The sequence below is a fragment of the Bombella pluederhausensis genome (assembly GCF_026385525.1).
Classification (GTDB): domain Bacteria; phylum Pseudomonadota; class Alphaproteobacteria; order Acetobacterales; family Acetobacteraceae; genus Bombella; species Bombella pluederhausensis.
This window is the reverse complement of the sequence record NZ_JANIDY010000002.1, coordinates 1-22,740: the sequence shown is the minus strand read 5'-3', so window position 1 is coordinate 22,740 and position 22,740 is coordinate 1. Positions and strand designations below refer to the sequence as shown.

Annotated in this window: 18 protein-coding genes, 1 tRNA gene and 1 other RNA gene; 6 read left to right on the top strand and 14 right to left on the bottom strand. The window is 56.6% G+C overall.

What is annotated here, in order from left to right; genetic code table 11:
* Window positions 1-80 precede the first annotated feature (80 nt).
* The 4 genes from NQF86_RS04745 to aroA form a co-directional block, all read right to left on the bottom strand.
* Window positions 81-3,461, bottom strand: coding sequence for a glycosyltransferase family protein (locus NQF86_RS04745; protein WP_266116495.1), 3,381 nt, complete (start codon window positions 3,459-3,461; stop codon window positions 81-83).
* Window positions 3,462-3,683: 222 nt separating this feature from the next.
* Window positions 3,684-5,393: a 30S ribosomal protein S1 gene (gene rpsA, locus NQF86_RS04740; RefSeq protein ID WP_266116494.1), complete on the bottom strand. Its 1,710-nt coding sequence runs from the start codon at window positions 5,391-5,393 to the stop codon at window positions 3,684-3,686.
* A 253-nt stretch (window positions 5,394-5,646) separates the two neighbouring features.
* Window positions 5,647-6,300: a (d)CMP kinase gene (gene cmk, locus NQF86_RS04735; RefSeq protein WP_266116493.1), complete on the bottom strand. Its 654-nt coding sequence runs from the start codon at window positions 6,298-6,300 to the stop codon at window positions 5,647-5,649.
* Window positions 6,297-7,625 (bottom strand): 3-phosphoshikimate 1-carboxyvinyltransferase, encoded by a 1,329-nt coding sequence (gene aroA / locus NQF86_RS04730; protein WP_266116492.1) that lies wholly within the window; start codon window positions 7,623-7,625, stop codon window positions 6,297-6,299. Before aroA ends, cmk begins: the two co-directional genes overlap by 4 nt.
* Window positions 7,626-7,852: 227 nt before the next feature.
* Between aroA and NQF86_RS04725 the strand changes: the two genes are divergently transcribed.
* Window positions 7,853-8,170: an FYDLN acid domain-containing protein gene (locus NQF86_RS04725; RefSeq protein ID WP_182040946.1), complete on the top strand. Its 318-nt coding sequence runs from the start codon at window positions 7,853-7,855 to the stop codon at window positions 8,168-8,170.
* A complete protein-coding gene (locus tag NQF86_RS04720; protein ID WP_266116491.1) occupies window positions 8,151-8,843 on the top strand; it encodes a chorismate--pyruvate lyase family protein in 693 nt (230 codons plus the stop codon). The genes NQF86_RS04725 and NQF86_RS04720 overlap by 20 nt, the downstream gene beginning before the upstream one ends.
* Here the strand turns inward: NQF86_RS04720 and NQF86_RS04715 are convergent.
* From NQF86_RS04715 to NQF86_RS04680, 8 genes are all read right to left on the bottom strand, one after another.
* On the bottom strand, window positions 8,779-9,531 hold the full coding sequence (locus NQF86_RS04715) for an SDR family oxidoreductase (RefSeq protein WP_266116490.1): 753 nt from the start codon (window positions 9,529-9,531) through the stop codon (window positions 8,779-8,781). The two genes, NQF86_RS04720 and NQF86_RS04715, sit on opposite strands and share 65 nt — an antisense overlap.
* Window positions 9,532-9,533: 2 nt before the next feature.
* On the bottom strand, window positions 9,534-10,130 hold the full coding sequence (recR, locus tag NQF86_RS04710; RefSeq protein ID WP_266116489.1) for a recombination mediator RecR: 597 nt from the start codon (window positions 10,128-10,130) through the stop codon (window positions 9,534-9,536).
* Between the two features lie 23 nt (window positions 10,131-10,153).
* Complete coding sequence (locus tag NQF86_RS04705) at window positions 10,154-10,477, bottom strand: YbaB/EbfC family nucleoid-associated protein (protein WP_266116488.1); 324 nt, start codon at window positions 10,475-10,477, stop codon at window positions 10,154-10,156.
* Between the two features lie 57 nt (window positions 10,478-10,534).
* Window positions 10,535-12,589, bottom strand: coding sequence for a DNA polymerase III subunit gamma/tau (locus NQF86_RS04700; protein ID WP_266116487.1), 2,055 nt, complete (start codon window positions 12,587-12,589; stop codon window positions 10,535-10,537).
* 104 nt (window positions 12,590-12,693) lie between these two features.
* An RNA gene (gene ffs, locus NQF86_RS04695) (signal recognition particle sRNA small type) lies at window positions 12,694-12,790 on the bottom strand.
* A 72-nt stretch (window positions 12,791-12,862) separates the two neighbouring features.
* Window positions 12,863-14,656 (bottom strand): gamma-glutamyltransferase, encoded by a 1,794-nt coding sequence (gene ggt / locus NQF86_RS04690; RefSeq protein WP_266116785.1) that lies wholly within the window; start codon window positions 14,654-14,656, stop codon window positions 12,863-12,865.
* A gap of 60 nt (window positions 14,657-14,716) precedes the next feature.
* The gene (gene map, locus NQF86_RS04685; RefSeq protein ID WP_266116486.1) at window positions 14,717-15,517 is read right to left on the bottom strand and encodes a type I methionyl aminopeptidase; all 801 of its coding nucleotides are present in this window, start codon (window positions 15,515-15,517) and stop codon (window positions 14,717-14,719) included.
* Window positions 15,518-15,708: 191 nt separating this feature from the next.
* Window positions 15,709-16,695: a D-alanyl-D-alanine carboxypeptidase family protein gene (locus NQF86_RS04680; protein WP_266116485.1), complete on the bottom strand. Its 987-nt coding sequence runs from the start codon at window positions 16,693-16,695 to the stop codon at window positions 15,709-15,711.
* 308 nt (window positions 16,696-17,003) lie between these two features.
* Between NQF86_RS04680 and clpS the strand changes: the two genes are divergently transcribed.
* On the top strand, window positions 17,004-17,384 hold the full coding sequence (gene clpS / locus NQF86_RS04675; protein ID WP_266116484.1) for an ATP-dependent Clp protease adapter ClpS: 381 nt from the start codon (window positions 17,004-17,006) through the stop codon (window positions 17,382-17,384).
* 84 nt (window positions 17,385-17,468) lie between these two features.
* Window positions 17,469-19,802, top strand: coding sequence for an ATP-dependent Clp protease ATP-binding subunit ClpA (clpA, locus tag NQF86_RS04670; RefSeq protein ID WP_266116483.1), 2,334 nt, complete (start codon window positions 17,469-17,471; stop codon window positions 19,800-19,802).
* A 26-nt stretch (window positions 19,803-19,828) separates the two neighbouring features.
* Here clpA and NQF86_RS04665 read toward each other — a convergent pair whose 3' ends face one another.
* A complete protein-coding gene (locus tag NQF86_RS04665) occupies window positions 19,829-20,326 on the bottom strand; it encodes a hypothetical protein (RefSeq protein WP_407652865.1) in 498 nt (165 codons plus the stop codon).
* Between the two features lie 218 nt (window positions 20,327-20,544).
* Here NQF86_RS04665 and NQF86_RS04660 point away from each other — a divergent pair, with 218 nt between their 5' ends.
* Window positions 20,545-21,564: an MBL fold metallo-hydrolase gene (locus tag NQF86_RS04660; protein WP_266116481.1), complete on the top strand. Its 1,020-nt coding sequence runs from the start codon at window positions 20,545-20,547 to the stop codon at window positions 21,562-21,564.
* Window positions 21,565-21,733: 169 nt separating this feature from the next.
* Complete coding sequence (locus NQF86_RS04655; protein ID WP_266116479.1) at window positions 21,734-22,540, top strand: N-acetylmuramoyl-L-alanine amidase-like domain-containing protein; 807 nt, start codon at window positions 21,734-21,736, stop codon at window positions 22,538-22,540.
* A gap of 98 nt (window positions 22,541-22,638) precedes the next feature.
* Here the strand turns inward: NQF86_RS04655 and NQF86_RS04650 are convergent.
* Window positions 22,639-22,715 (bottom strand) — tRNA-Met (locus NQF86_RS04650).
* Window positions 22,716-22,740: the final 25 nt, after the last annotated feature.

The following is a 22,740-nucleotide window of genomic DNA, read 5'->3' as shown; positions in this document are numbered from 1 at the left end:
GTACCATTCTTCCTGGAAATCGGCCCATCGGGGTTTACGTCCCTGCGATGAAACCATTTCCAGGGCAGACATGGCGATACTCATCGGCCGGACTGACGATCTGCCAGTGCCCCCACGAGCACCTTGAGCCGTTCCGTCTGCTGCTCAGTCGGTACCTCACGCCGGACAGACTGGCAACGGCCTCCTTCCATATCCAGGCACACATCCGTCACGGCCATACCAAACGCATCGCCCACAAGGTTGACGAGAGCGACACGCCAGACGCCTTCCATGGCTACGAACTGGCCCTTCCACGGCTTCAGAAGTCCTTCAAAACCGGAGCAAAGCGGGGCATCCCGATGGGCACTACGAACATCATCACGAGCAAAACGAGCCATGGAGAACAGAACGACCCGATCACCATCATCTCCAACCATGGCAACGTACATCACACCGGAGCGACAGGGGCCCCCCATGAAGCTCCAGCCCCGCACGACAACTGCGCCCCGATCTTCCTCTGGAATCTCCAGGTCTGGGCCTTCTTCAGAGGCTCCATAGAGCTCGAAACGGTCGAAGTAATAGAACTGCTCGCCCCGATCCTGCGCAAAGAAAGACCCCCGTGGGAAACGAGCCAGAGGAACACCCTGCAAGGCATTGCCATCATTCGTCACACGGAAGAAGTCTGCTAGAATTATGTCATTATCCAGCTTGAGAGCACGGATATATCTGACCTTACCGCCTTCAACTTCCATCCCATAAGGTGAAAGCTGGAAGGCACCCCGCCCGTTAATGACGTTGATGACACCAATCCGGTACCGGCCTTCACACCATTTCCCTCGCAGCGCTGCCTTTGCAGAGAAACCGGAGCGGCGTGGCACTTCACTGCCAAAGAGTTCCGAAATATCCGTACGGATCTCACGTTCAGCCTTCAGGAAGATCAACGGACTGCGCTCATCTTCATTGATGAGAACAACATAAGCCTGCCCCGATGTGCTGACACCCGGCAAGAACAGCCAGCCCCGGATATGGAACTCGTCAGCTGGTTTAAAGGTCTTCTCAGCGCCCTCAACCAGCACATGATGGCAGATATCATCCAGATAGCAGTGTGCTCCCTGAATGGCGAACCAGTCATTGATCTGTGCAGGCAGATTGACGGAAATATCCCGCACCAGAGGCGGATCAAAAATATGGCGGGGCGGTGCCTGATGCTTCCATGAAGAAATCGGCAGAATATGAACCTGCCCAGCATCCAGCATCAACTCAGACACACCCAACGTACGCCGTGGTGCGAGGTCACGATAGAGCTTCAGAAGCCCTTCAGTATATTCACCCTCATGCGTCCAAAGGTCTGGCGTAATGGCGTCCATCATGGACTTGCGGATTTCCTCGGAAGATCGCAGCAGCTCCAGCCTCTCCAGCACGACATCCGCCCGGCTGATCGGCACACGGAAACCGTTCACGCCTTCCGATACACGATCATGCAGAGCCCCAACATCGCTCACAATGGGCACAAGCCTGTACTGCCATGCTTCGGAAAGAGAGATGCAGTACGTCTCGGGCCATATGGACAGGAACAGAGCGACATCAGCCTGCTTCATGATATCGGTATTACCGACATCATAGCGTCCATGAACGGTCATGTTCGGCCGCTTCATGTTCTCTATAACGGGCTGATAATCTGGATGGACGTATCCCAGAATATGAAAATGGAAATGATCTGGATGCGCCGCCTCAATGATGGACAGAATGGTGTCGGCACCCTTACTGCGTGCAAAATTCCCCACCACAGCCACACCAAGCGGACGCCCTTCCAGCGGCTTATATGTGTTGGGCACGACAGGCACTGTCACATCAGGGCTTGGGATGCCGTTCACCAAGCTGATTTTCTTATCCAGAACCGGATAGACATGATGCACAAAATCACGAGAGTGCTTCGTACCGAACATGATGGCATCAACATGATGTAACATCCGGTCGATGAAGGCACGGCGTGTCTGCTCACCGCCATACTCCACACCCTCGGCCTGCTTCAGCATGATATCCATGGCCAGAACAGACCCGAACTCACCTTCCACATACCGCATTTCACGATTCAGCAGATTGTACCGTGAAGACACCAGCCAGAAATCATGCGCAGAAAACAGAACCCCCGTTCCATTCGCCTTGGCAATAAGCGGCAGAGACAGAGCGTGATGGCCAAGATGCTGGAAGTGAACAACATCAATATTATACTGGCTCAACACACTGGAGAACGCCATTTCCTCCTGAGCATCGCAGACGATGTCATCCCAGCTGCGTTCAGCGATATCGAATCGTTCCAGCTCATGCCCGTTGGCTGAAAGAAGACGGCAGGAGGTCTCACGGCGCAGCCAGAAGAAGAACTCCACATCCCGGCCTAGAAATGAACAGAGCTCCCGCTGATAAACTTCTACACCACCCCAGACCTGTTCATGAATGGTGGAGTGCGTGCACATCAACACACGCAGGCGGCCACGCCGTGGCGTTGGAACGACCTCAGCAGGGGTACGACGGCCAAAATCAGCTCCAGTCACCTCACACATAGTCTGAAGCCGGTGTATGTAGAGATGCTGCTGCGCAACAGAACGCTGTGCATCAATGGCAGAGCTTCGCCGCAGGCCACTATTCTCCAGCAACTTGGCGATGCTCTCCACGACCTCATCGTCATTATACGCCAGCTGGACGCCTTCCACGCTCTTGAAGTGCTCGACATCCATGCCAGGCGCTACTTCAACAACCTGAGCTGTTCCGGCCAGTCCAAGCTCAAAATAACGTGGACCCGGTGCCGTAGCCTGACTGACATCGCCCTGGCTGGCATAGTCCCGGAACATCGTAAGCGTCACGGCACTGGCATTCGCAAAGTCGATGAAAGCCTCATGACTAACGGGGCGCTCCAGAGCAAGCGCAGCAATGTCGTCCGGCAAAGGCGGCAAAAACTCATTGCCCGGGCAAACGAGCTTCAGCCGAACATCTGGGAAGCTGGCCAGCACACGGCGCAGGGTACGGACCCGGTTGGGCCACATCGTCCCTGCAAAAAACAGATCATACTCACAGTCAGAAAATGACCGGACGGGACGCTCATGCAAGCTGGGGCTGGCTGCCAACGGAAGATAATGCCCCTTCCCCTGATAAGCCCCCACGGATGTGGGATCATTCGTAAAGACATAGTCAAACAGGGATGCCGCCAGTGCGTTAACATCCTGCATGAAGGGGTCTTCAAATGTCCACAGGATCACAGTCTTGAAAGCCGGACGGACACGGCGGATCAGAGCCTGATTAAGACGCTGCCCATCAATGCAGAGCAGCGTGTCATGCTCACCAGATGCCGCAGCGGCAGCCAGGCTCATGTTATCAGCAACGAGGATATTCTCTTTCCCAAAGAGTTCCTCGGCTGCACGTTGTATTGCAAGTGTCAGATAAGCATTCGGGTTATGGGTATAATTTGTATTATAGATAATGGCCATTGATAACCCTACGCCTCGCAGCAGAACCTGTCTCACAGCCCATGACCAGACTGCAATGACGGCTTGTTACAACAAAATACCCCGGAAGGAGCACACCCTAGGTATATATTTACCACTATTAAGGCCGTGAAACAATAAAAGGGTGGCCAATAGGCCACCCTTTCACCTCTTTAATAGACAAAAGCAACTATACTGTTTTCTTTATGTCTAAAAAAAGACCTCTCAGTCTTCTGTGCTACGGCGACGGATAGCCGCACCCAGAATATCACCAAGAGAAGCACCAGAGTCGGAAGAACCGTACTCGCTGATAGCCTGCTTGTCTTCCTCAACCTCACGGCCGCGGATTGTCAGAGCCAGCTTGCGGGAAGAGCGGTCCAGACCAACAACCTTGGCATCAACCTTCTCGCCAACAGCGAAGCGTTCCGGACGCTGCTCGCTCTTATCACGGGCCAGCTCGCCACGGCGGATGAAGCCTGTCAGAACGTCATCAACCTTGACTTCAATCCCGTTGCTCTGAACAGCCGTCACAACGCAGGTGACAACATCACCCTTGTTGATGCGGTCCAGAACATCGGCAGCCGGGTCTTCCTGAAGCTGCTTGATGCCCAGGGAGATACGTTCTTTCTCAGCGTCCACATCGAGAACCTTGGCCTGAACGACCTGGCCCTTCTCGTAACGCTTCATGACTTCTTCGCCAGCCTCGTCCCAAGACAGGTCGGACATGTGGACCATGCCGTCAATGTCAGCGGACAGACCGATGAACAGACCGAACTCGGTGATGTTACGGATTTCGCCTTCGATGACAGAGCCAACCTTGTGCTCCTCAGCGAACTGCTCCCACGGGTTACGCTGAACCTGCTTCAGGCCCAGGGAGATACGGCGCTTGGCGCTATCCACATCCAGAACCATGACTTCGACTTCCTGAGACGTAGCCACGATCTTGCCCGGATGGACGTTCTTCTTCGTCCAGGACATTTCGGAAACGTGAACCAGACCTTCAACGCCCGGCTCCAGCTCAACGAATGCACCGTAATCCGTGATGTTGGTCACGCGACCCGTGAAGCGGGCATTGACCGGATACTTGACAGCCACGTTCTCCCACGGGTCAGCCTCAAGCTGCTTCATACCCAGAGAGATACGCTGCGTGTCGGAGTTGAAGCGGATCACCTGCACGCGGACAGGCTGGCCGATCTGCAGAGCTTCAGACGGATGATTGATGCGCTTCCAGGCAATGTCGGTAACATGCAGAAGACCATCAACGCCGCCGAGGTCAACGAACGCACCGTAATCGGTGATGTTCTTGACGACACCGTCAAGGATCATGCCTTCCTTCAGGCCCTGAATCAGCTCAGAACGCTGCTCGGCACGGGTTTCCTCCAGAACGGCACGGCGGGACACAACGATGTTGCCACGAGCACGATCCATCTTCAGGATCTGGAACGGCTGCGGCTGGCCCATCAGCGGCCCGACATCACGCACAGGGCGGATATCAACCTGGCTGCCCGGCAGGAAGGCCATGGCACCACCCAGATCCACCGTGAAGCCACCCTTCACACGGCCATAGATCGTACCATTGACGCGCTGGTTGTGTGCGAAAGCACTTTCCAGAGCTGTCCAAGCTTCCTCACGGCGAGCCTTTTCACGAGACAGAACGATGGAACCGTCACGGTCCTCGTAACGCTCAATGAACAGTTCGAACACATCGCCCGGCTTCACATCCGGTGTTGTGCCCACAGGGCCGAACTCGCGCAGAGCCACGCGGCCCTCGCTTTTCAGGCCGACATCGACAATAGCGTGATCGTCTGTCAGACGGATGACACGACCGCGGACAACGGTACCGTCAAACGCACTGTCGCTGCCCAGTGTTTCTTCCAGCAGAGCAGCAAAATCTTCTTTACCGTGTTCCGGTGTATTCTGAGTGGCAGAAGCCATGTATTTCCAGCATTCCAGAGTGCCGCAGCCTATGCCCGGCACCCAGCCATGCGCCGCATCTCCCGCCTCAATATAGAAAAGGCAGAAAAACGACGTCTCCTTCCAGCTCCACAGCCCGAAGTGGAAGTCGTCATCAATTAAAGCACCTCATATCCTGATGACATGAGGATTCACGATGCCGCGGGCTGTGCGACACCACATACCCCCTCACCAACACGCATAAAGGGGGGGCTGTCAACACCGAAGATATGAATCAGCGCCGGATGATGCCCTTCTCCTGCAAAATAAGGCAGACACGCTCCAACACACCAGCAGCATCCAGATCATCCGTGACGATCTGCACAGCGTCCTCGGCAGGGCGAAGCGGTGCCGTCTCACGGGCAGAATCCTGCTGGTCCCGTGCATTAATGGCAGCCACTTCCTCAGCCAGCTCGGCCGGATCAGCGCAGGGGTGACCATAACGCTGCACATAACGCCGCTGCGCCCGGACCTCCGGAGAGGCTGTAATAAAAAACTTGGCAGAAGCATCCGGAAACACAACCGTGCCAATATCGCGCCCATCCACCACGGCCCCGCGAGCACGCCCGAAATGACGTTGACGCTCCAGCAGAGCCTCTCGCACTTCAGGGTGACGGGCTACGGCAGAGGCTGCCTTATCCACTTCCGGCTCTCTCAGGTCTGTCCGGCGCATATCTTCCGGCACAAGCTGACGGGCCTGCTCTGGCCCATCATGAGCAGGGTCGCCCCCCTGGTCCAGAACCCGGCGGGCCACAGCTCGGTATAAAAGCCCTGTATCCAGATAAGGAAGCTCCAGCACATCAGCCAGCTGGCGGGCCAGCGTGCCTTTCCCCGCTGCGGCGGGGCCATCGATGGCGATAACCGGATATTTCATACCCCGCTTACTCATGCCTTCAGCCCTGCCCCAAGGCCATTCATCAGAGACACGAAGCCGGGGAAGCTGGTCTCAATGAAGGCCGTATCATCAATATGGACCGGCTTTTCAGCGGCCAATCCCAGAACAGTGGCACTCATGGCCAGACGGTGATCCATATGGGTTTGAACCTTTCCACCACCGGGCAGGGTCTTCTGACCTTCAATAATCAGATCGTCCCCTTCCACATGCACCTTTGCCCCGTTGGCTTCCAGCAGGGCCACGGTAGAGGCCAGACGGTCACTTTCCTTCACACGCAGCTCGGCCAGACCCCGCAGACGAGATGTCCCCTCAGCAAAAGCGCAGGCTACCGCCAGAACCGGATATTCATCAATCATGGACGGCACCCGCACGGCTGGCACATCCACAGCCTTCAGACGGCCCGCACGGACATGCAGGTCCCCGATGACTTCACCACCCTCAACCCGCTCATCACGGATTTCAAGAGAAGCCCCCATTTCTTTCAATGTCTTGAACAGGCCAGTCCGCAAAGGATTCTGCCCCACGGCCTCCACGACAATCTCCGACCCCGGCACGAGCAGAGCGGCCACAACCGGGAAAGCGGCTGATGACGGGTCTCCGGGCACCAGCACGTCCTGTGCCACCAGACGAGCCGGACCTTTCAGCGTGATGCGCCGCCCTGCTTCTGGCAGTTCCTCGACCTTCACTTCCGTACCGAAATGACGCAGCATATTTTCGGTATGATCACGGGTTGGAGCGGGTTCTTCCACCACCGTCTCGCCTTCACAGTTCAGGCCAGCCAGAAGAATGGCAGATTTCACCTGCGCTGAAGCCACCGGCAGACGGTAATGCAGCGGCTTGCCCTTGCCTGTCCCCTCCACAGCCATCGGCAGTTTCTGACCGGCACGGGTGACGAATCGTGCCCCCATCTCGCTCAGCGGAACGCTGACCCGTCCCATCGGGCGGCTGCGCAGGGATGCATCACCCGTCATGATGCTCATGAAAGGATGGGTCGCCAGAACACCGCTGAGCAGACGGGCCGCCGTACCGGAATTGCCCATATCCAGCACGTCAGCAGGCTCTTTCAGCCCGTCCACGCCACAGCCATCAACAATCCAGCGGCCATCCTTCTGCACGACCTTCGCCCCAAGGGCACGCATCGCCTCTGCCGTACGCAGCACATCCTCACCTTCCAGAAGGCCGGAAATATGAGTCCGTCCCTCTGCAAGAGCCGCAAACATCAGGGCACGATGACTGATGGATTTATCACCGGGGACACGGACCCGCCCTGCCAGCCCAGCCGGGGCGGAAGAAACGGTCAAGGGACGCTGTGCTGTCATAAGCCTGCTTCACATCATACAAGGGTGGATCATTCTATGGTGGGCTAGGTTACTCCATTCATCCGGAAAAGTCTGTCCCCTTCATGCCGCAATTCTACCTGCCGAAACGGACCATGAAACGGGAGTTTGCGCCTTCTGCCACCAGATGGAGAAATATTTGACAGCGGGGCATTTCAGTGGCATGGCCCAGACACTTCTCTTTTGTGGCAATACGGGCTTCCAACATTATGGCAAAACCAGAACTCGGTCTGAAACGGACATGCGTCGATTGTAATGCACGCTTCTATGATCTCAACCGCGTGCCAGCCGTCTGCCCGAAATGCGGGACAACCCAGCCGACCAACCTCTCCCGCCTGAAGAAGGAGGAGGAGCTGGCTGACGAGAAAGACAAGAATCTCGCTCAGGAAGACCACGAGGATGATGTGGACATCGATACCGGCGATGACGATGATGTCATCTCCGATGATGATGATCTGGATGATGACGATGATATCAGCAAGGATATCGAAGTCTCTACCGACAAAGATGACCGAGACGATTCATAAGGGCTCTGTCCCTTCTTACGGAGAGCCCCGCCTCTGGCGGTGTCTCTCCTTTTGCAGGAGCCGCATCCTTACACGGGTGCGGCTTTTCTGTTGTCTAGCTGGCTATGTCATGGCCGCTACGGCACAGGCTCATGAGGCCCTCCCCAGCCCTTCGGCGACAACTCTTGCTCATGAACTGGCACAGCGAGACAGCGCCACGGCAACCTTGCAACAGCACTGCGCCACACCCATCACGGCCCACCTGCTGGACAGAAAGGCTCCTGCTACCCTGCAACAGGATGCCCGACTGGCCCTGAACGCCACCCCCACGGAAAAACTGGAAATCCGGCATGTCCAGCTTCTCTGCGGTGGAGAGGTCTGGTCTGAAGCGTGGAATCTCTATCTCCCCGACCGTCTGACATCACAGGCCCGCCGGACACTGGCCAACGGGCACACGCCCTTCGGTAAAGCCATTGGAGAAAGTAACTTCTCCCGCCAGCGTCTGAACAGCCGCTTCACGGACCTGCCCTCCGGCATCATGCTGGAGAACCGGGCCATTCTACGCCGCAGAACAGATGGACGTAATTTTGCCTATCTGATTGAACGTTATACGGATGACGCTCTGGACATCAGGGCGTGGCGGGAGACCAGTTCAGATGCTGTCCCCCATCAGGAGCCAGCATCTGCCCCGTAACGGAAGGCAGCATCAGGAACATGCGGGCAATGGCGGCAATTTCATCCGGGTCTGCCCCGCGTTGGAGGGGTGTGCGGCGGCACATCGTATCAAAATGCTCCTGCGACTGCCCGGCGGCAGGCAGGACAGGCCCCGGCCCAATGGCGTTCACCCTGATGCGGGGCGCCAGCCCCAGAGCCATGGTACGGGTCAGGCTCCATAGAGCAGACCGTGCCACGGTATAGCTGACGAAATGAGGCGTCAGATTCCAGACACGCTGATCCAGCATGTTGAGGATTAACCCCTCAGCCCCATCTGGCAGGGATTCAGCCATAGCCTGAGACAGAACAAACGGTGCCCGAAGATTCGGCTCCATATGCGCATCCCAGCTCTGGCGGGTCACACCGCCCAGCTCATCCCGTTCAAAAACGGACGCATTATTGATGAGAACCCCGACCGGCCCAAGCTGTGCCTCAACCTCAGCGAGCATGGGCAGCAGGGCTGCTTCATCGGCCAGATCAGCCTGAACGACACAGCCTTTGCCGCCAATCTGCTTCAACAGGGCTTCGGCCTCGTTGCGGCTGTGGCGGCAATGAATGGCAACGGCAAACCCTTCACGGGCCAGCATCTCCACCATAGTACGGCCGAGACGGCGAGCCCCACCCGTCACCAGCGCAACACGAGGCATATGAGGCGACAGACCAAACATGCTTACAGAACCTTCCGGGAAGACATGGCAGCAGCCAACGTACCTTCATCCAGCACATCCAACGCACCGCCCATAGGGACACCATGCCCCAGACGGCTCACCGCCACTTTATACGGGGCCAGTTTCTCCTGTAACCAATGGGCCGTTGTAGCCCCATCCACCGTGGCCCCAAGGGCAAGAATGACTTCTTCCACCTCGCCAGACTGAACACGCTCCATGAGGCCCGTCAGATTCAAATCTTCCGGCCCCAAGCCTGAGAGGGCAGACAGCACACCCCCAAGCACCTGATACCGCCCCCGATGCATCCCGGCCCGTTCCAGCGCCCAGAGGTCACCCACAGTTTCCACCACACAGATGACTGATGAATCCCGCTGCGGGTCCATACAGAGCGAACAAGGGGTGCAACTATCCAGATTCCCACATTGCGGGCAGGTATGGATTGAATGGGCCGCCTCCTGCATGGCCCCAATCAGGGGCTGGAGACGTGTTTCGGGGGCTTGAAGAAGCGCCAGCGCCGCCCGGCGGGCCGAACGAGGCCCCAGACCGGGCAGGCGGGCCAGACGGGAAATCAGAGCTTCAATCTCAGGACTTATGCGCACGTCAGCCCCCTCTCCTCTCTAGCTCAGAAAGGGAAATCCATGCCCGGCGGCAGCTGAAGGCCACCTGTAACAGCCTTCATCTCTTCCTTGCTCATGGCTTCCGTCTTCTTGCGGGCATCAGCAAAAGCGGCCACGATCAGGTCCTGCACAGTTTCCATATCTTCAGGATCGGCCAGCTTGGGGTCAATCGTGATGGTCTTGAGAACACCCTTACCCGTCAGGGTCAGCCGCACCAGACCATTACCGGCTTCGCCAATCACTTCCGCCGATTCCAGCTTGGCCTGAACCTCTTTCATGCGGGCCTGCATCTGGGTGGCCTGCTTCATCATGCCGGCAAGATTCTTCATCACGTCACTCCTTGGTTACAGAACTGAACCGGGGCCATAAACACAGCCCTCTGTGGCTCAGTAAAAATCATCCTCATCAGAATAATCAGCATCTGGCGGGGCAAACTCAAAGTCAGGCGGCACATCTTCTCCCAGAGAAACAGTTGGTTCTTCTGGTGGAAGGCCATAATCATCCAGACTGTGATCCCGTACCTCACCAATCTGCGCCTGCGGGAAGCGCCGCATAATAGCCTGCACGAGTGGATGCTGCTTTGCCTTGTCCTGATGCAAGGCAATAATTTCAGCCCCCTGTTCATCCAGTGTCGGCTCGCCCTGCTCATCGGAAGCAATCACCTGCCAATAGCCGGGATACAGCCTGTCCAACAGCCCCGTCAGAGCACGAAATGCCTGCCGCTTCTGCTCTGAATCAGCTTCAGCGAGACGCAGAACGAGACGGGGCGGGGCGAACTCTACAGGATGCCCCAGATGCCGCAGCATCCCATGCAGGCGGGCTTCTTTCTGTTGCCCCACAAGGGCCACCATCTCCCGCCAGCTCCGGGGCATGGGCGGTATCGCCTCCCCTGCTGAAGCCGATTCCTCTTTTTGCTGTGGAACGGGTGCGCCGTTCTCCGTGGCCAGACGCAAAGGCTGTGGTGCAGGCTGCTCCGGAGCGGCTTTCAGGACCGTACTGCCCTGCTGAAGCGTACTCCCCCCCATGACAGCCTCGGCCCCTCGTACAGACGCTGACGGCGCCATACCCTGCCCACCATTCTGAGCCGGAACAGATCGTGATACAGGAGCAGTCCCGCTGGCAGGCCCCGCTCCAGCCTGATGGCCAGATGATGAAGCACCTTGCCCCTGCGAAGCTGGTGCAGCCCCCATCTGAACACTCCCTGCCGGAGCATCCTGCAACTGGCGGATCAGCTTGTCCGGCGTCGGCAACATGCTGGCGTGACAGAGACGGATCAACACCATCTCGGCAGCCTGCCGCCGGTCGGGGGCAGCATCTACCTCGGCCAGACCTTTCAGCAGAAGCTGCCATGCCCGCCCCAGAACCGTAACACCCACATGATCCACAATCGCCCCGCCACGAACCCGTTCCATTTCCGGCAGTTCAGGTCCATCACGCAGTTCCGGCAGAGCCTTGATGCGAGACAGGAGATGCAGGACATCCATCAGATCGGTCAGCAAAACGCCAAGGTCAGCTCCACGGGCATAAGCCCGCCCGGCAATCTCCAGCACGGAAGCCACCTGCCCATGAAGGGCTGCCTCCAGCAGGTCGAACACCATGCCACGATCCGCCAGACCCAGCATGTCCGCCACACTGGCCGTGTCGGAGGCTCCCTGTGCAATGGCCTGATCCAGCAGGGAAAGGCCATCACGCACCGACCCATCAGCCGCTCTGGCGATGAGGGCTAGAGCGCCTTCTTCCAGCTCTGCCCCTTCTTTCCCAGCGATACGGGCAAAATGCTCGGCAAGCATAGTCTGCGGTACACGCTGAAGGTCAAAACGCTGACAGCGGGACAGCACCGTGACAGGCACCTTCCGCAGTTCAGTCGTGGCAAAAATGAAAGTGACCTGTGCAGGTGGTTCTTCCAGCGTTTTCAGCAGCGCATTGAAGGCATTGCGGGACAGCATATGCACTTCGTCAATCACGAAGACCTTCATGCGGGCCTGCATGGGCCGGAAACGGGACGCCTCGATGATTTCCCGTACGTCATCCACGCCGGTGCGCGATGCCGCATCCATCTCCAGCACGTCCGGGTGACGATCCGCCAGAATGGCCTTACAATTGGGGCAGACACCACACGGGTCCGCTGTTGGGCCGCCTTTGCCGTCTTGACCAGTACAGTTCAGGGCACGGGCGATGATACGGGCTGTGGTGGTCTTCCCCACACCACGCACCCCTGTCAGCATGAAGGCATGAGCCACACGCCCTACGGCAAAGGCCCGGCGCAGAATGCGGACAAGGCTTTCCTGACCGATCAGATCATTAAATGTCTGGGGACGGTATTTACGGGCCAGAACACGGTAGGGTGTACCGCTCTGTGCAGGTTCCGGCTCTGCTGCTGGGGTCTCGGCGAAAAAACCGGCATTGCCTTCAGGTGGGAGGGGGATATCTTCTTCACTCACGGCTGCAACGTGCCTCCCACAGCTTTTTCATTGTCTGGAAAGGACGCCCCGGAGGCACTTCGGCCTGCTCTGCTCCCTGCGTCCAGAGGCCTGCATGGCAATCAGAGGAAGACCGGACACCCGACCCGATATGAGCTTACTACGGCTGCTCCCTTCCGGGCCTGACCGGGTTCGCAAGTCAACCGCCCGGGGCCGATCTCCCAAGCGGGCTTCTAGCACAGAAACAGGGGGGGCAGGCAAGCCCTTACTTTCACCAATGCCCCCTCACGGCTTTCAGGGGGCGACTGCTCCGCCACCGGGATGACGAGGGTCTGCCACACCATAGAATGGCCCCAGCGTCTTTGAGGATGATGCCTGCCCGTCCAGCCGTGGCCCTCCGACCAGAATCGCCTCGGCAATACCCCACGGGCGATGAGCGATGAAATGATACCCTTCCCGCTCCAACGTTTTCTGAACGTCCGGGCTCAGGGCACCTGTTTCCATTTCCACATCATCGGGCTTCCACTGCTCATGCAGGCGGGGCAGATCGACCGCCTGTGCCAGATCAAGCCCGTAATCCACAACACCGAGAAGACTGGACAGGACGATGGTCGGAATACGGGAGCCACCGGGGCTACCCGTCACCATCACGACACGCCCATCCTTACTGATGATTGTTGGTGTCATGGAGGAAAGAGGTGTCTTGCCCGGCGCAATGGCATTCGCCACAGACCCGACAATACCGAACATGTTCGGCTCACCCGGCTTGATGGAAAAATCATCCATCTCATCATTCATCCAGATGCCGGTGCGTCCGCCCATGACACCCGCACCAAACCAGCCATTCAGCGTATAGGTGGTGGAAACCGCCATGCCGTGCTCATCAATGGTGGAGAAATGGGTTGTCTCATGCTTCTCAGCAGCCGGTTCTGTCCCGGGCTGGGCTGGCCCCGGAGCAGGCTGCCCTATCTGGAGCGTATCGGACGGCACGGCTTTATTTTCTGGCAGGGCAGACCGTATCTGCGCCGCATAGGCCGGATTCAACAAATAGGATACAGGATTCATGACGAAAGCCGGGTCACCAAGGTCCCGCCTGTCGGAGTAGGCATGACGCATGGCTTCCAGCTCCAGCTGAACGGCAGGTGCACTATGCAGGCCAAGACGGCCCATGTCATAACCGGAAAGAATGTTGAGGATTTCACACAAGGCCACACCGCCCCCACTGGGAGGCGGAGCTGTTTCAATCTGATAACCCCGATACTGGCACGTAATCGGTTTCATGAAGCGGGGTTTATAGGCGTGGAAATCCGCCTCTGTCAGAAAGCCCCCTCCCAGACGGGATGCCCGGAGGATTTCTGCGGCGATGAGACCACGATAAAAGGCCTGCTCGCCCCCTTTAGCGATCAGCTCCAATGACTGGGCCAGACCGGGCTGGCGCAGTCGATCCCCGACCGCCAATTCCGACCCATCAGGACGCAGAAAGATGCCACGAGCATACTCATCCTGACGGAAATAGTCGGTCGATGTGTGCAGCAGCTCCACATCACCTTCTTCCAGAACAAAACCATCCCGTGCCAGCGCAATGGCCGGGGCCATATCCTTCTCCCGGCTCAGGCGGCCCCAGCGTTTCCGCACGGCTTCCAACCCGGCAACGGTTCCCGGCACGGCCACGGCCTTCCAGCCGACCGTGGACAAACCCGGCTTCACCTGCCCGGATTCATCCAGATACATGTTCGGCTGGGAGCGTAGAGGCGCATGTTCCCGGAAATCAATAAAGACAGCAGGCCCATGAGGAGGGCGCAGGGTCATGAAACCACCGCCCCCCAGATTACCCGCTGCCGGATAGACGACAGCCAGCGCATACCCAACAGCCACGGCAGCATCGGCCGCATTTCCCCCTTCCCGCAACACCTGAGCCCCTGCCTCGGAGGCCAGATGCTGGGCAGAGACAACCATGCCCTTCTCACCCTTCACCAGCGTGCCGGGGCGGGTCGTGTCTGGCCCATAGGCCAGAGGGTCATGTGCGGCGCTCAACGGTTCAGCCTGAACGAAAGAAACGCTGCCCAGCAGCACCGCTCCCAAGGCCATACGAGGGGCCAGTTTACGAAATGCCATCATCATGGGCGCCTTCCTTTCCGCAGGCTGAACTCAGAGAGAATAAGGGGGCTTCGTGTACCCACGGGGGGACAGAGTAAAGATCTCATACCCGTCTTCCGTCACGCCCAGCTGATGCTCGAACTGGGCAGACAGGGAACGGTCCCGTGTCACGGCTGTCCAGTCATCGGCCAGCACCTTCACGTCCGGTCGGCCGAGATTGAGCATCGGCTCGATGGTAAAGACCATACCGGCCTTCAGCACGGTTCCCTGACCGGGACGACCATAATGTAGAACACTCGGTGCCTCATGAAAGCTGCGACCAATGCCATGTCCGCAGAAATCCCGCACCACACCGAGACGGTTCTTTTCTGCGAAGCTCTGAATGGCATGGCCGATATCGCCCAGCGTAGCGCCGGGACGGACCTGCTCAATCCCCAACATGAGGGCCTGATAGGTCAAGTCAATCAACTTCTCAGCCTTGCGGGGGGCTTTACCCACCACATACATACGGGATGTATCCCCATACCAGCCATTCAGAATGGACGTGACATCAATATTGAGAATGTCCCCTTCCTGAAGACGGCGGTCACCGGGAATACCGTGGCAAACAACGTGATTGAGAGAAATACAGCAGGATTTGGGAAACCCATGATAATTAAGCGGGGCCGGTGTCGCACCATGCTCCAGCGTATAATCATGAATGATCTTATCCAACTCCCCCGTTGTGATGCCGGGGCGGACATGTTCGGTAATCATGTCCAGTGTCGCAGCGGCAAGCTGCCCGGCGGCCTTGAGATGTTTGAAATCGTCTGCTGTGTAATGCTGAATGCTGCGTCCGTCCTGAGAAGACATGAAGTAACGTAACCCTGTTTTATCTGGATGTGATGATAATCGACCCGACCCCATGCCGGAACTACGCACAAAATGCGCTCCACCCCGCCATGGCGCAAGAGCCCATGCAGAATGGCCGTACTGTCAGAGGCTCATATGATGGCTTTTCCACGCTGCCCCTTCGATGAAGGGACAGGCAGCGTCAAACCGGATCAGGAACGGTGATGCCCACGGCGGGAGGCCCATGAATGACGCAAGCCACGAGGGGCTCCGTGCGCATGATAGGCCACAAGCACGACTCCCCGGCGCATATGCGGGTGATGACCTGCACCATGATGCGCCATGGCGTAATAGCCGGGCTTCTTGAGCAGCGGCAAAGGCACCTGCCCGGATGCTGAAAAACCGTCATCCAGCAGGGAAATCATCGTCCGGTTCCGGCTCTCATTGCTTGGAGCCCCCAGCACGACACCAATCAGTCGCACACCGCCCTGCTGAGCGGAGCTGACAAGGTTATGACCGGCAAGATCGGTATACCCCGTCTTGAAGCCATCGGCCCCCTGATACAGCCCCAGCAGCGGGTCATGATTGGGAATGACGCCATGGCGGAACGGGAAACCCTTCACGCCGAAATAGTGATAATATTGCGGGAAATCACGCATCAGAGCCCGTGCCAGAACGGACAGATCCCGTGCCGTAGTGACCTGATCCGGGTCCGGCAGGCCGGACGCATTGCGGAAAGTCGTATGGCTCATGCCAAGCCGCCGAGCCTGATAGGTCATCTGAGCTGCAAAGCGGGTCTCATCCCCGCCCCCCAGATATTCACCCAGCACACAGGCGGCATCATTGGCTGATTTGGTCACAAGGGCGAGAATCGCCTGTTCCACACCCAGATGTGTCCCCGGCCGCAGTCCCAGCTTGGACGGAGCCTGTATGGAGGCATGAATGGACACCGGCATTTCATCATCTATCGTGATGCTGCCTCGCTCCAACGCCTGAAATGTCATGTAAAGCGTCATCATCTTTGTCAGCGATGCCGGGTAACGCTGTAAATCAGCGTCAGACTCCGAAAGGACATCGCCTGTACGAGCATTGATGACAAGAGAGGAAACATGTCCTGCAAACTGTGCCCGTGCCGTACCAGAAAAAGCAGCCAGAGTGACTACAAAAGAAAGCAGGGCACGACTGAAAAACGGACGCATCAGAACGCGTTATCCTTACAGGCTAGCGGGAAACACAGAAAACAGAAGATGGTCGACTTTAGTCTTCCCTTCCTTATCCTGTCCAGAAATTTCATGGCGTGGGACCAAATACCTGCCGCCCGTTAAGCAATGGTCCATTTTTTATCACAAGTCTGTTACGAATAACCAACCGGAATCCCAGTGAAACCAGCAGAAAACGGCCATCCCGGCCCTTTCTTCTGATGGATTCGCTCGCCGAGCACATCATATGATTTCTACTCTTTCTTGATACACTGTCGGGCGTATCTACTACGAACAGGAGAGCACCCATGCAGTGCAGGTCATACGAGACAGCCGGAGGATGCCCTACGTCTGCTGTCACGACAGACATTACGGAACAGCATCCTGCTCACGCTGCACAGGAAGAAATCCTAACCTCACAGAAAACGGACATGGCTTATCCCTCCATGTACAGGGTCATTCTCCTGAATGATGATTACACGCCAATGGATTTTGTCGTCTCCGTTCTGGAACAGTTTTTTGATAAATCCCCTGAGGAAGCACGGGCCATCATGCTGGAAGTCCATAATCGTGGCAGCGGTGTCTGTGGTGTGTTCACCTACGAAATTGCCGAGACAAAAGTCGGGCAGGTCATGGACCTGGCTCAACAGAACCAGCACCCGCTGCAATGCACCCTTGAGAAAGCCTGAAACCATAGCCACGTAATGATCTGACAGATTTCTCTATCGTCATTTCATCATTCTGACATTCCTTCATGTCACAAGGAGCGCCCTATGTTGTCCTCCACACTTGAACAGACGCTCCAGCGTGCGCTCCTTCTTGCTGGTCAGAATCATCACGAGTTCATCACACTTGAGCATCTTCTGTTCGCCCTGTGTGATGATCGGGATGCCATGACCATCTTTACAGCCTGCCAGACTGATCTTGAGCAGCTGAGACGGGATGTCGATCATTTCCTCTCGCACGAGCAGCAGGCCATCATCCGCCCTGAGCTTGATGACGCCCCTCAGCCAACAGCCGCCTTCCAGCGGGTCATTCAGCGGGCTGCCGTGCATATCCAAAGTGCGGGCCAGTCCATCATGACCGGGGCGCATGTTCTGATCTCCATGTTTGCAGAAAAAGAAAGCCATGCCGTTTTCTTTCTTCAGCAGAGAGGGCTGACACGGCTGGATGCCATCCACGCTATGCAGCATGATGAAGCCGCAGGCGGCACACGGCAGGATAGCCGGGCTAACCGAAAGCCAAAGCCCAACCGCAAGGAAAGCAGTGACAGCAGCGACATGGCCGAGGCTGAGGCCAAGGAGGCTTTGCAGACCTACTGCACGGACCTGAATGATCGTGCACGCCATAACCGGATCGACCCGCTGATCGGTCGGGAAAAAGAGGTGGAGCGGGTCATTCAGATTCTCTGCCGCCGTACAAAGAACAACCCTCTCCTTGTGGGTGATCCCGGTGTCGGCAAAACAGCCATTGCAGAAGGTCTTGCCCAGAGAATCGTACAGGGGCAGGTTCCTGCCATCCTGATGGATGCCCAGCTTTACAGTCTGGACCTCGGCGCCCTGTTGGCTGGTACACGCTATCGTGGGGATTTTGAGGAACGCCTCAAAGCCATCATGAACGAGCTGGAACAGAATCCCGGCAGTCTGCTCTTTATTGACGAAATCCACATGCTTATCGGGGCGGGTGCTACCACCAATGGCTCCATGGATGCGTCCAACCTGCTCAAGCCCGCGCTGGCTACGGGAAAGCTACACTGCATCGGCTCCACCACCTATCAGGAATACCGGAAGCATTTCGAGAAAGATCATGCTCTGACACGGCGCTTCCAGAAAATTGATGTTGAGGAACCATCACAGGCCGATACCATTCGCATCCTACGAGGGCTGAAGGAACGGTACGAAGAACATCACGACATACGCTTCACAGACCCGGCTATCCGCAGTGCCGTGGAACTCTCCGCCCGTTACATTCATGACCGCAAGCTGCCCGACAAGGCCATTGATGTCATTGATGAAGCCGGAGCCGCCTGCCGTCTGCTTCCCGGCAGCCGTAAACGCCGCACAGTCGGCGTAAAGGATATTGAAGCCACGGTCGCCCGCATTGCCCATATCCCCCCACGCCATCTCTCTACCGATGACCGCACAGCCATCCGCAATCTGCCGGAAGACCTGCGTCAGGCTGTCTATGGACAAGACGAAGCGCTGGATGCCCTTGCCTCCGCTGTTATGCTCTCCCGTGCTGGGCTGCGTGATACAGAAAAAACCATCGGCAGCTATCTCTTTTCCGGTCCAACGGGTGTTGGCAAGACAGAAGCAGCCCGACAGCTTGCCCAATCACTCGATATCAAGCTGATCCGTTTTGATATGTCTGAATATATGGAGGCTCATTCAATATCCCGATTGATTGGGACACCACCGGGCTATGTGGGCTTTGAACAAGGCGGCCTGCTGACCAGCGCCATAGATCAGACCCCTCATGCTGTCCTGCTATTGGATGAGATTGAAAAGGCACATCCCGACCTTTTCAACATTCTCCTTCAGGTGATGGATCATGGCAAGCTGACGGACAATACCGGCAAGGTAGTGGATTTCCGCAACGTCATCCTCATCATGACCAGCAATGCAGGAGCCACTGATCTCTCTAAGGAAGCCATCGGTTTCGCCCGCACAGCCCGTTCTGGCGATGATGAGGACGCCATCAAACGGCTTTTCTCACCAGAGTTCCGCAACCGGCTTGATGCGATCATTCCCTTTGCGCCCCTCACACCCGCCATTGTCAGCCATGTGGTAGACAAGTTCATCCAGCAGCTAACAGCCATGCTTGCTGCCAAAAATGTCTCCCTGCACCTTACAGCTGCCGCCAAAGGCTGGCTGGCCGAGCATGGCTATGACCGCACCAATGGCGCCCGCCCTCTCGGCCGCCTGATACAGAATCACATCAAGAAACCACTGGCAGGAGAAATCCTCTTTGGAAAACTGACCGAAGGCGGGTCTGTCAAAATTGGCGCACGGGACGGACAACTAACCTTTTCTTTTTCTCCCACAGATGACACTCTCCAGCAGAAGAAAAAGGGACGCAAGCAGACCAGAACGCTTACCCCTGCCTAATCCATCAGGCAGGGGCATACGTGGCTCTATTCGTAGCGCTGGCCGTTCACGCTGACAAAGCCAGACCATGGCCATTTCCGGCTCGTACCATGATGTGTCCAATCCAACCCCTGCCGGCTGGGACCATCATAGTAATAGCGCCCCTGAACCTCGACCTGATCCCCCGTTTTTACCCATGGCCATGACGGTGCTTTCATCTCATCCAGATTGGACACCACACGGATGGGTTTCCCTCCGGGAACGGACATCAGAAAATAACCGTGCATACCGCTGCGGCTACGCCGTGCCCGATAGACCTGCATGACCGTGCCACAGACATGCTCTGGCAGGTCCAGATGCTGGCCATAAGGGACCTGCTTGTGGGAAAATTGCTGCGCATAGGCTGTCTGGTCGTTTACAAACCGGGCATTGTCACATTGGGCTGGCATAGAGGCCTCAGCCTGGGCCTGATGAGTTCCCAAAAGCCCACCGGCCAGAATAGCCAGCACCCCATACTTCAACAGGGTAGAACGAACGGATCGCATAGCCTCTCCTTCTCCTCATTCCCCCTTTCCCCACAGGCAAGGCGGGAGTATCCTGAACAGACCTCATCATTACTGGAGATACCCCGGCAAGGCCGTGTGATGCCCCAGGAATACGGTCCGTCATGTTTTTCATCCTTACTGGATGACGTCATAATGGCTCAACCACATTCGTGACCGGACACGTCATCACCTACCTTACCGCCAAGGAGGATAAGATCATGCCCTTACATCACCTGAAAACACTCCGTGACCGGCTGAAAACAACACGGGCAGGCAAAACAGAAACACCCGTCACCTTTGCCGATAGTCACCCGATTTTTGAGATTGTAGCTCTTGGCGTGCGCAGTGGCGTTACGGATGGTAATCTGTCCTCCTATATGGTGCGTCCTCTCGGTACGAACGAGGCTGTCATCTGTGATACTGGAACATTGGGGCATGGTCTGAAGCTGGCTGAAGCCAAGGGAGTTCTTGATGACATCCCCATCATGCCGGATTCCTCACTCAGCCGGGCGGGGCATGTGCTCAAGCAGAGCGTGCGGGCCTATCTCATCAGCCATGCCCATCTTGACCATGTGGCGGGACTGGTTTTGTCTTCTCCAGAAGATACGCCCAAGCCCATCTATGCCCTGCCGCAGACCAACGCCATTCTTTCCGAAAATCTGTTCAATGGCCGGGTCTGGGGTGTCATGGGGGATAGAGGAGCAAAACCCCATATCGGCAAATATAGCTACAAGGATATGACACCTGGGCAAGCCCAAACCATAGAAGGCAGCGGGCTGAACATAACAGCATGGCCGCTCAGCCATGCGAGCACGACCTCCACAGCCTTCCTGATCCAACACCATGAACAGGCTATTCTTTATTTAGGTGACACGCAGGCTGACCAGCCTGATGGCCCCCAAAATCTTCATGAGCTCTGGAAGGCCATTGCCCCGTTGGTACAAAAAGGCAAGCTACGCACCATCATCATGGGTGCAACATATCCGGACAATCAGCCTGATAATGCTCTCTGTGGCCAGCTACGCCCCAAGGACCTCCTTGCAAGCCTGCGGGACCTTGGCCATGTCTGTGGTGGCCGCCATCATATACGTGGCCTGCGGGTTCTGGTTTCCCATGTAAAGGAAACATTCCATGATAATGGAAACCCGGTTCAGCAGATTTATCGGGAGCTTCAGGACGGTAATGACATTGGTATTCATTTCATGATGGCTGAACAGAGCGCACGTTATCTTGTCTGACGGGTACTTTGATAGAAACGGAATAAAAAGACGGGCCTTCCTTACCAGTATCGGCATGGGAGGCCTGACTTTTTGCAGCTCCTCGCTAGCTGGAACATCCAAAGGAACACATAATCCCCATCTTTCCCGCAAGACTGTACCTGCTCCACTCCCTTCGGATGCACCTCCTGTGAGTGCTCTATCGGATTCAACCCGCCAGCAGATCAGTCAGCTTGTTGCCATTGCGCCGCATCGCTCCCGACAGGAACGGATCGTTCTGATCTCTCAAGCCATGAAGGGCACGCCTTATCTAGCCCAGCCTCTTATCGGGTCTGCAACAACGCAGGAAGAACTCATTCTTTCATGGCGTGGTGTGAACTGCATGACATTCGTGGAAATCATTCTGGCCGCCAGTATGAGCCTCACAGTAGCACAGTTCATTCATGCTCTGATTTCTGTCCGTTATCGTCATCATCATGTTGCCTTTATGGAACGGCGGCATTTTTTGAGTGACTGGCTGCATGGATCGCCTGTGCTTTGTCGTGATCTGGGATCATCTTTTCCCTACGCACAGCATGCTGAAAAAATATTGAACCTGAAACTTCCTACTGGCAGTTCCAATTCATCCAACTCTCCTGAACGACAGCAGAGTTCATCCTCTATCGGTAATGCAGCCTTAGATTCATCTACTGAACGGTACTTACCGGGACTTCCTCTAAAGAAACGCTCCATAACATATCTACCGACACGCCCATTCCTGAATGATTTACAGAATGGCGGGGTTCGTGGACGGATCAAAAATGGTGATGTGATTGGCATCTACAGCCCCCTACCGGGACTGGATGTTTTTCACATTGGCTTGGCTATATGGCGCAATGGAGAGCTGCTTTTCCGCAACGCCTCATCCCTACCGGAACACCGCTATGTTGTTGATACGCCCTTGGGAGGATATCTGAAGGAACGGCGAGGCGTAGTCATTTATCGCCCAATTTTTTAGGCATGCCTCCCCATTTTTGGGACAGGGAGTGCGTACGTGGGGCACTTCAGGTGTCTGGACTATTGGGAGTACTTAGATTTTTATGTGGGGAGGTATATTGGATGCGGGGGTAGGATTTGAACCTACGACCTTCAGGTTATGAGCCTGACGAGCTACCGGGCTGCTCCACCCCGCGGTGGTGGGTGGTGTATATAGAAAGA

Coding starts and splice junctions, on each gene's coding strand:
- NQF86_RS04665 (WP_407652865.1), bottom strand. CDS start 20,326: ATGCGATCCGTTCGTTCTACCCTGTTGAAGTATGGGGTGCTGGCTATT.
- NQF86_RS04680 (WP_266116485.1), bottom strand. CDS start 16,695: ATGCGTCCGTTTTTCAGTCGTGCCCTGCTTTCTTTTGTAGTCACTCTG.
- NQF86_RS04715 (WP_266116490.1), bottom strand. CDS start 9,531: ATGTTTGGTCTGTCGCCTCATATGCCTCGTGTTGCGCTGGTGACGGGT.
- rpsA (WP_266116494.1), bottom strand. CDS start 5,393: ATGGCTTCTGCCACTCAGAATACACCGGAACACGGTAAAGAAGATTTT.
- NQF86_RS04705 (WP_266116488.1), bottom strand. CDS start 10,477: ATGAAGAATCTTGCCGGCATGATGAAGCAGGCCACCCAGATGCAGGCC.
- ggt (WP_266116785.1), bottom strand. CDS start 14,656: ATGGCCTTGGGAGCGGTGCTGCTGGGCAGCGTTTCTTTCGTTCAGGCT.
- map (WP_266116486.1), bottom strand. CDS start 15,517: ATGTCTTCTCAGGACGGACGCAGCATTCAGCATTACACAGCAGACGAT.
- NQF86_RS04725 (WP_182040946.1), top strand. CDS start 7,853: ATGGCAAAACCAGAACTCGGTCTGAAACGGACATGCGTCGATTGTAAT.
- aroA (WP_266116492.1), bottom strand. CDS start 7,625: ATGACAGCACAGCGTCCCTTGACCGTTTCTTCCGCCCCGGCTGGGCTG.
- NQF86_RS04720 (WP_266116491.1), top strand. CDS start 8,151: ATGACCGAGACGATTCATAAGGGCTCTGTCCCTTCTTACGGAGAGCCC.
- clpS (WP_266116484.1), top strand. CDS start 17,004: ATGCAGTGCAGGTCATACGAGACAGCCGGAGGATGCCCTACGTCTGCT.
- NQF86_RS04745 (WP_266116495.1), bottom strand. CDS start 3,461: ATGGCCATTATCTATAATACAAATTATACCCATAACCCGAATGCTTAT.
- NQF86_RS04660 (WP_266116481.1), top strand. CDS start 20,545: ATGCCCTTACATCACCTGAAAACACTCCGTGACCGGCTGAAAACAACA.
- cmk (WP_266116493.1), bottom strand. CDS start 6,300: ATGAGTAAGCGGGGTATGAAATATCCGGTTATCGCCATCGATGGCCCC.
- clpA (WP_266116483.1), top strand. CDS start 17,469: ATGTTGTCCTCCACACTTGAACAGACGCTCCAGCGTGCGCTCCTTCTT.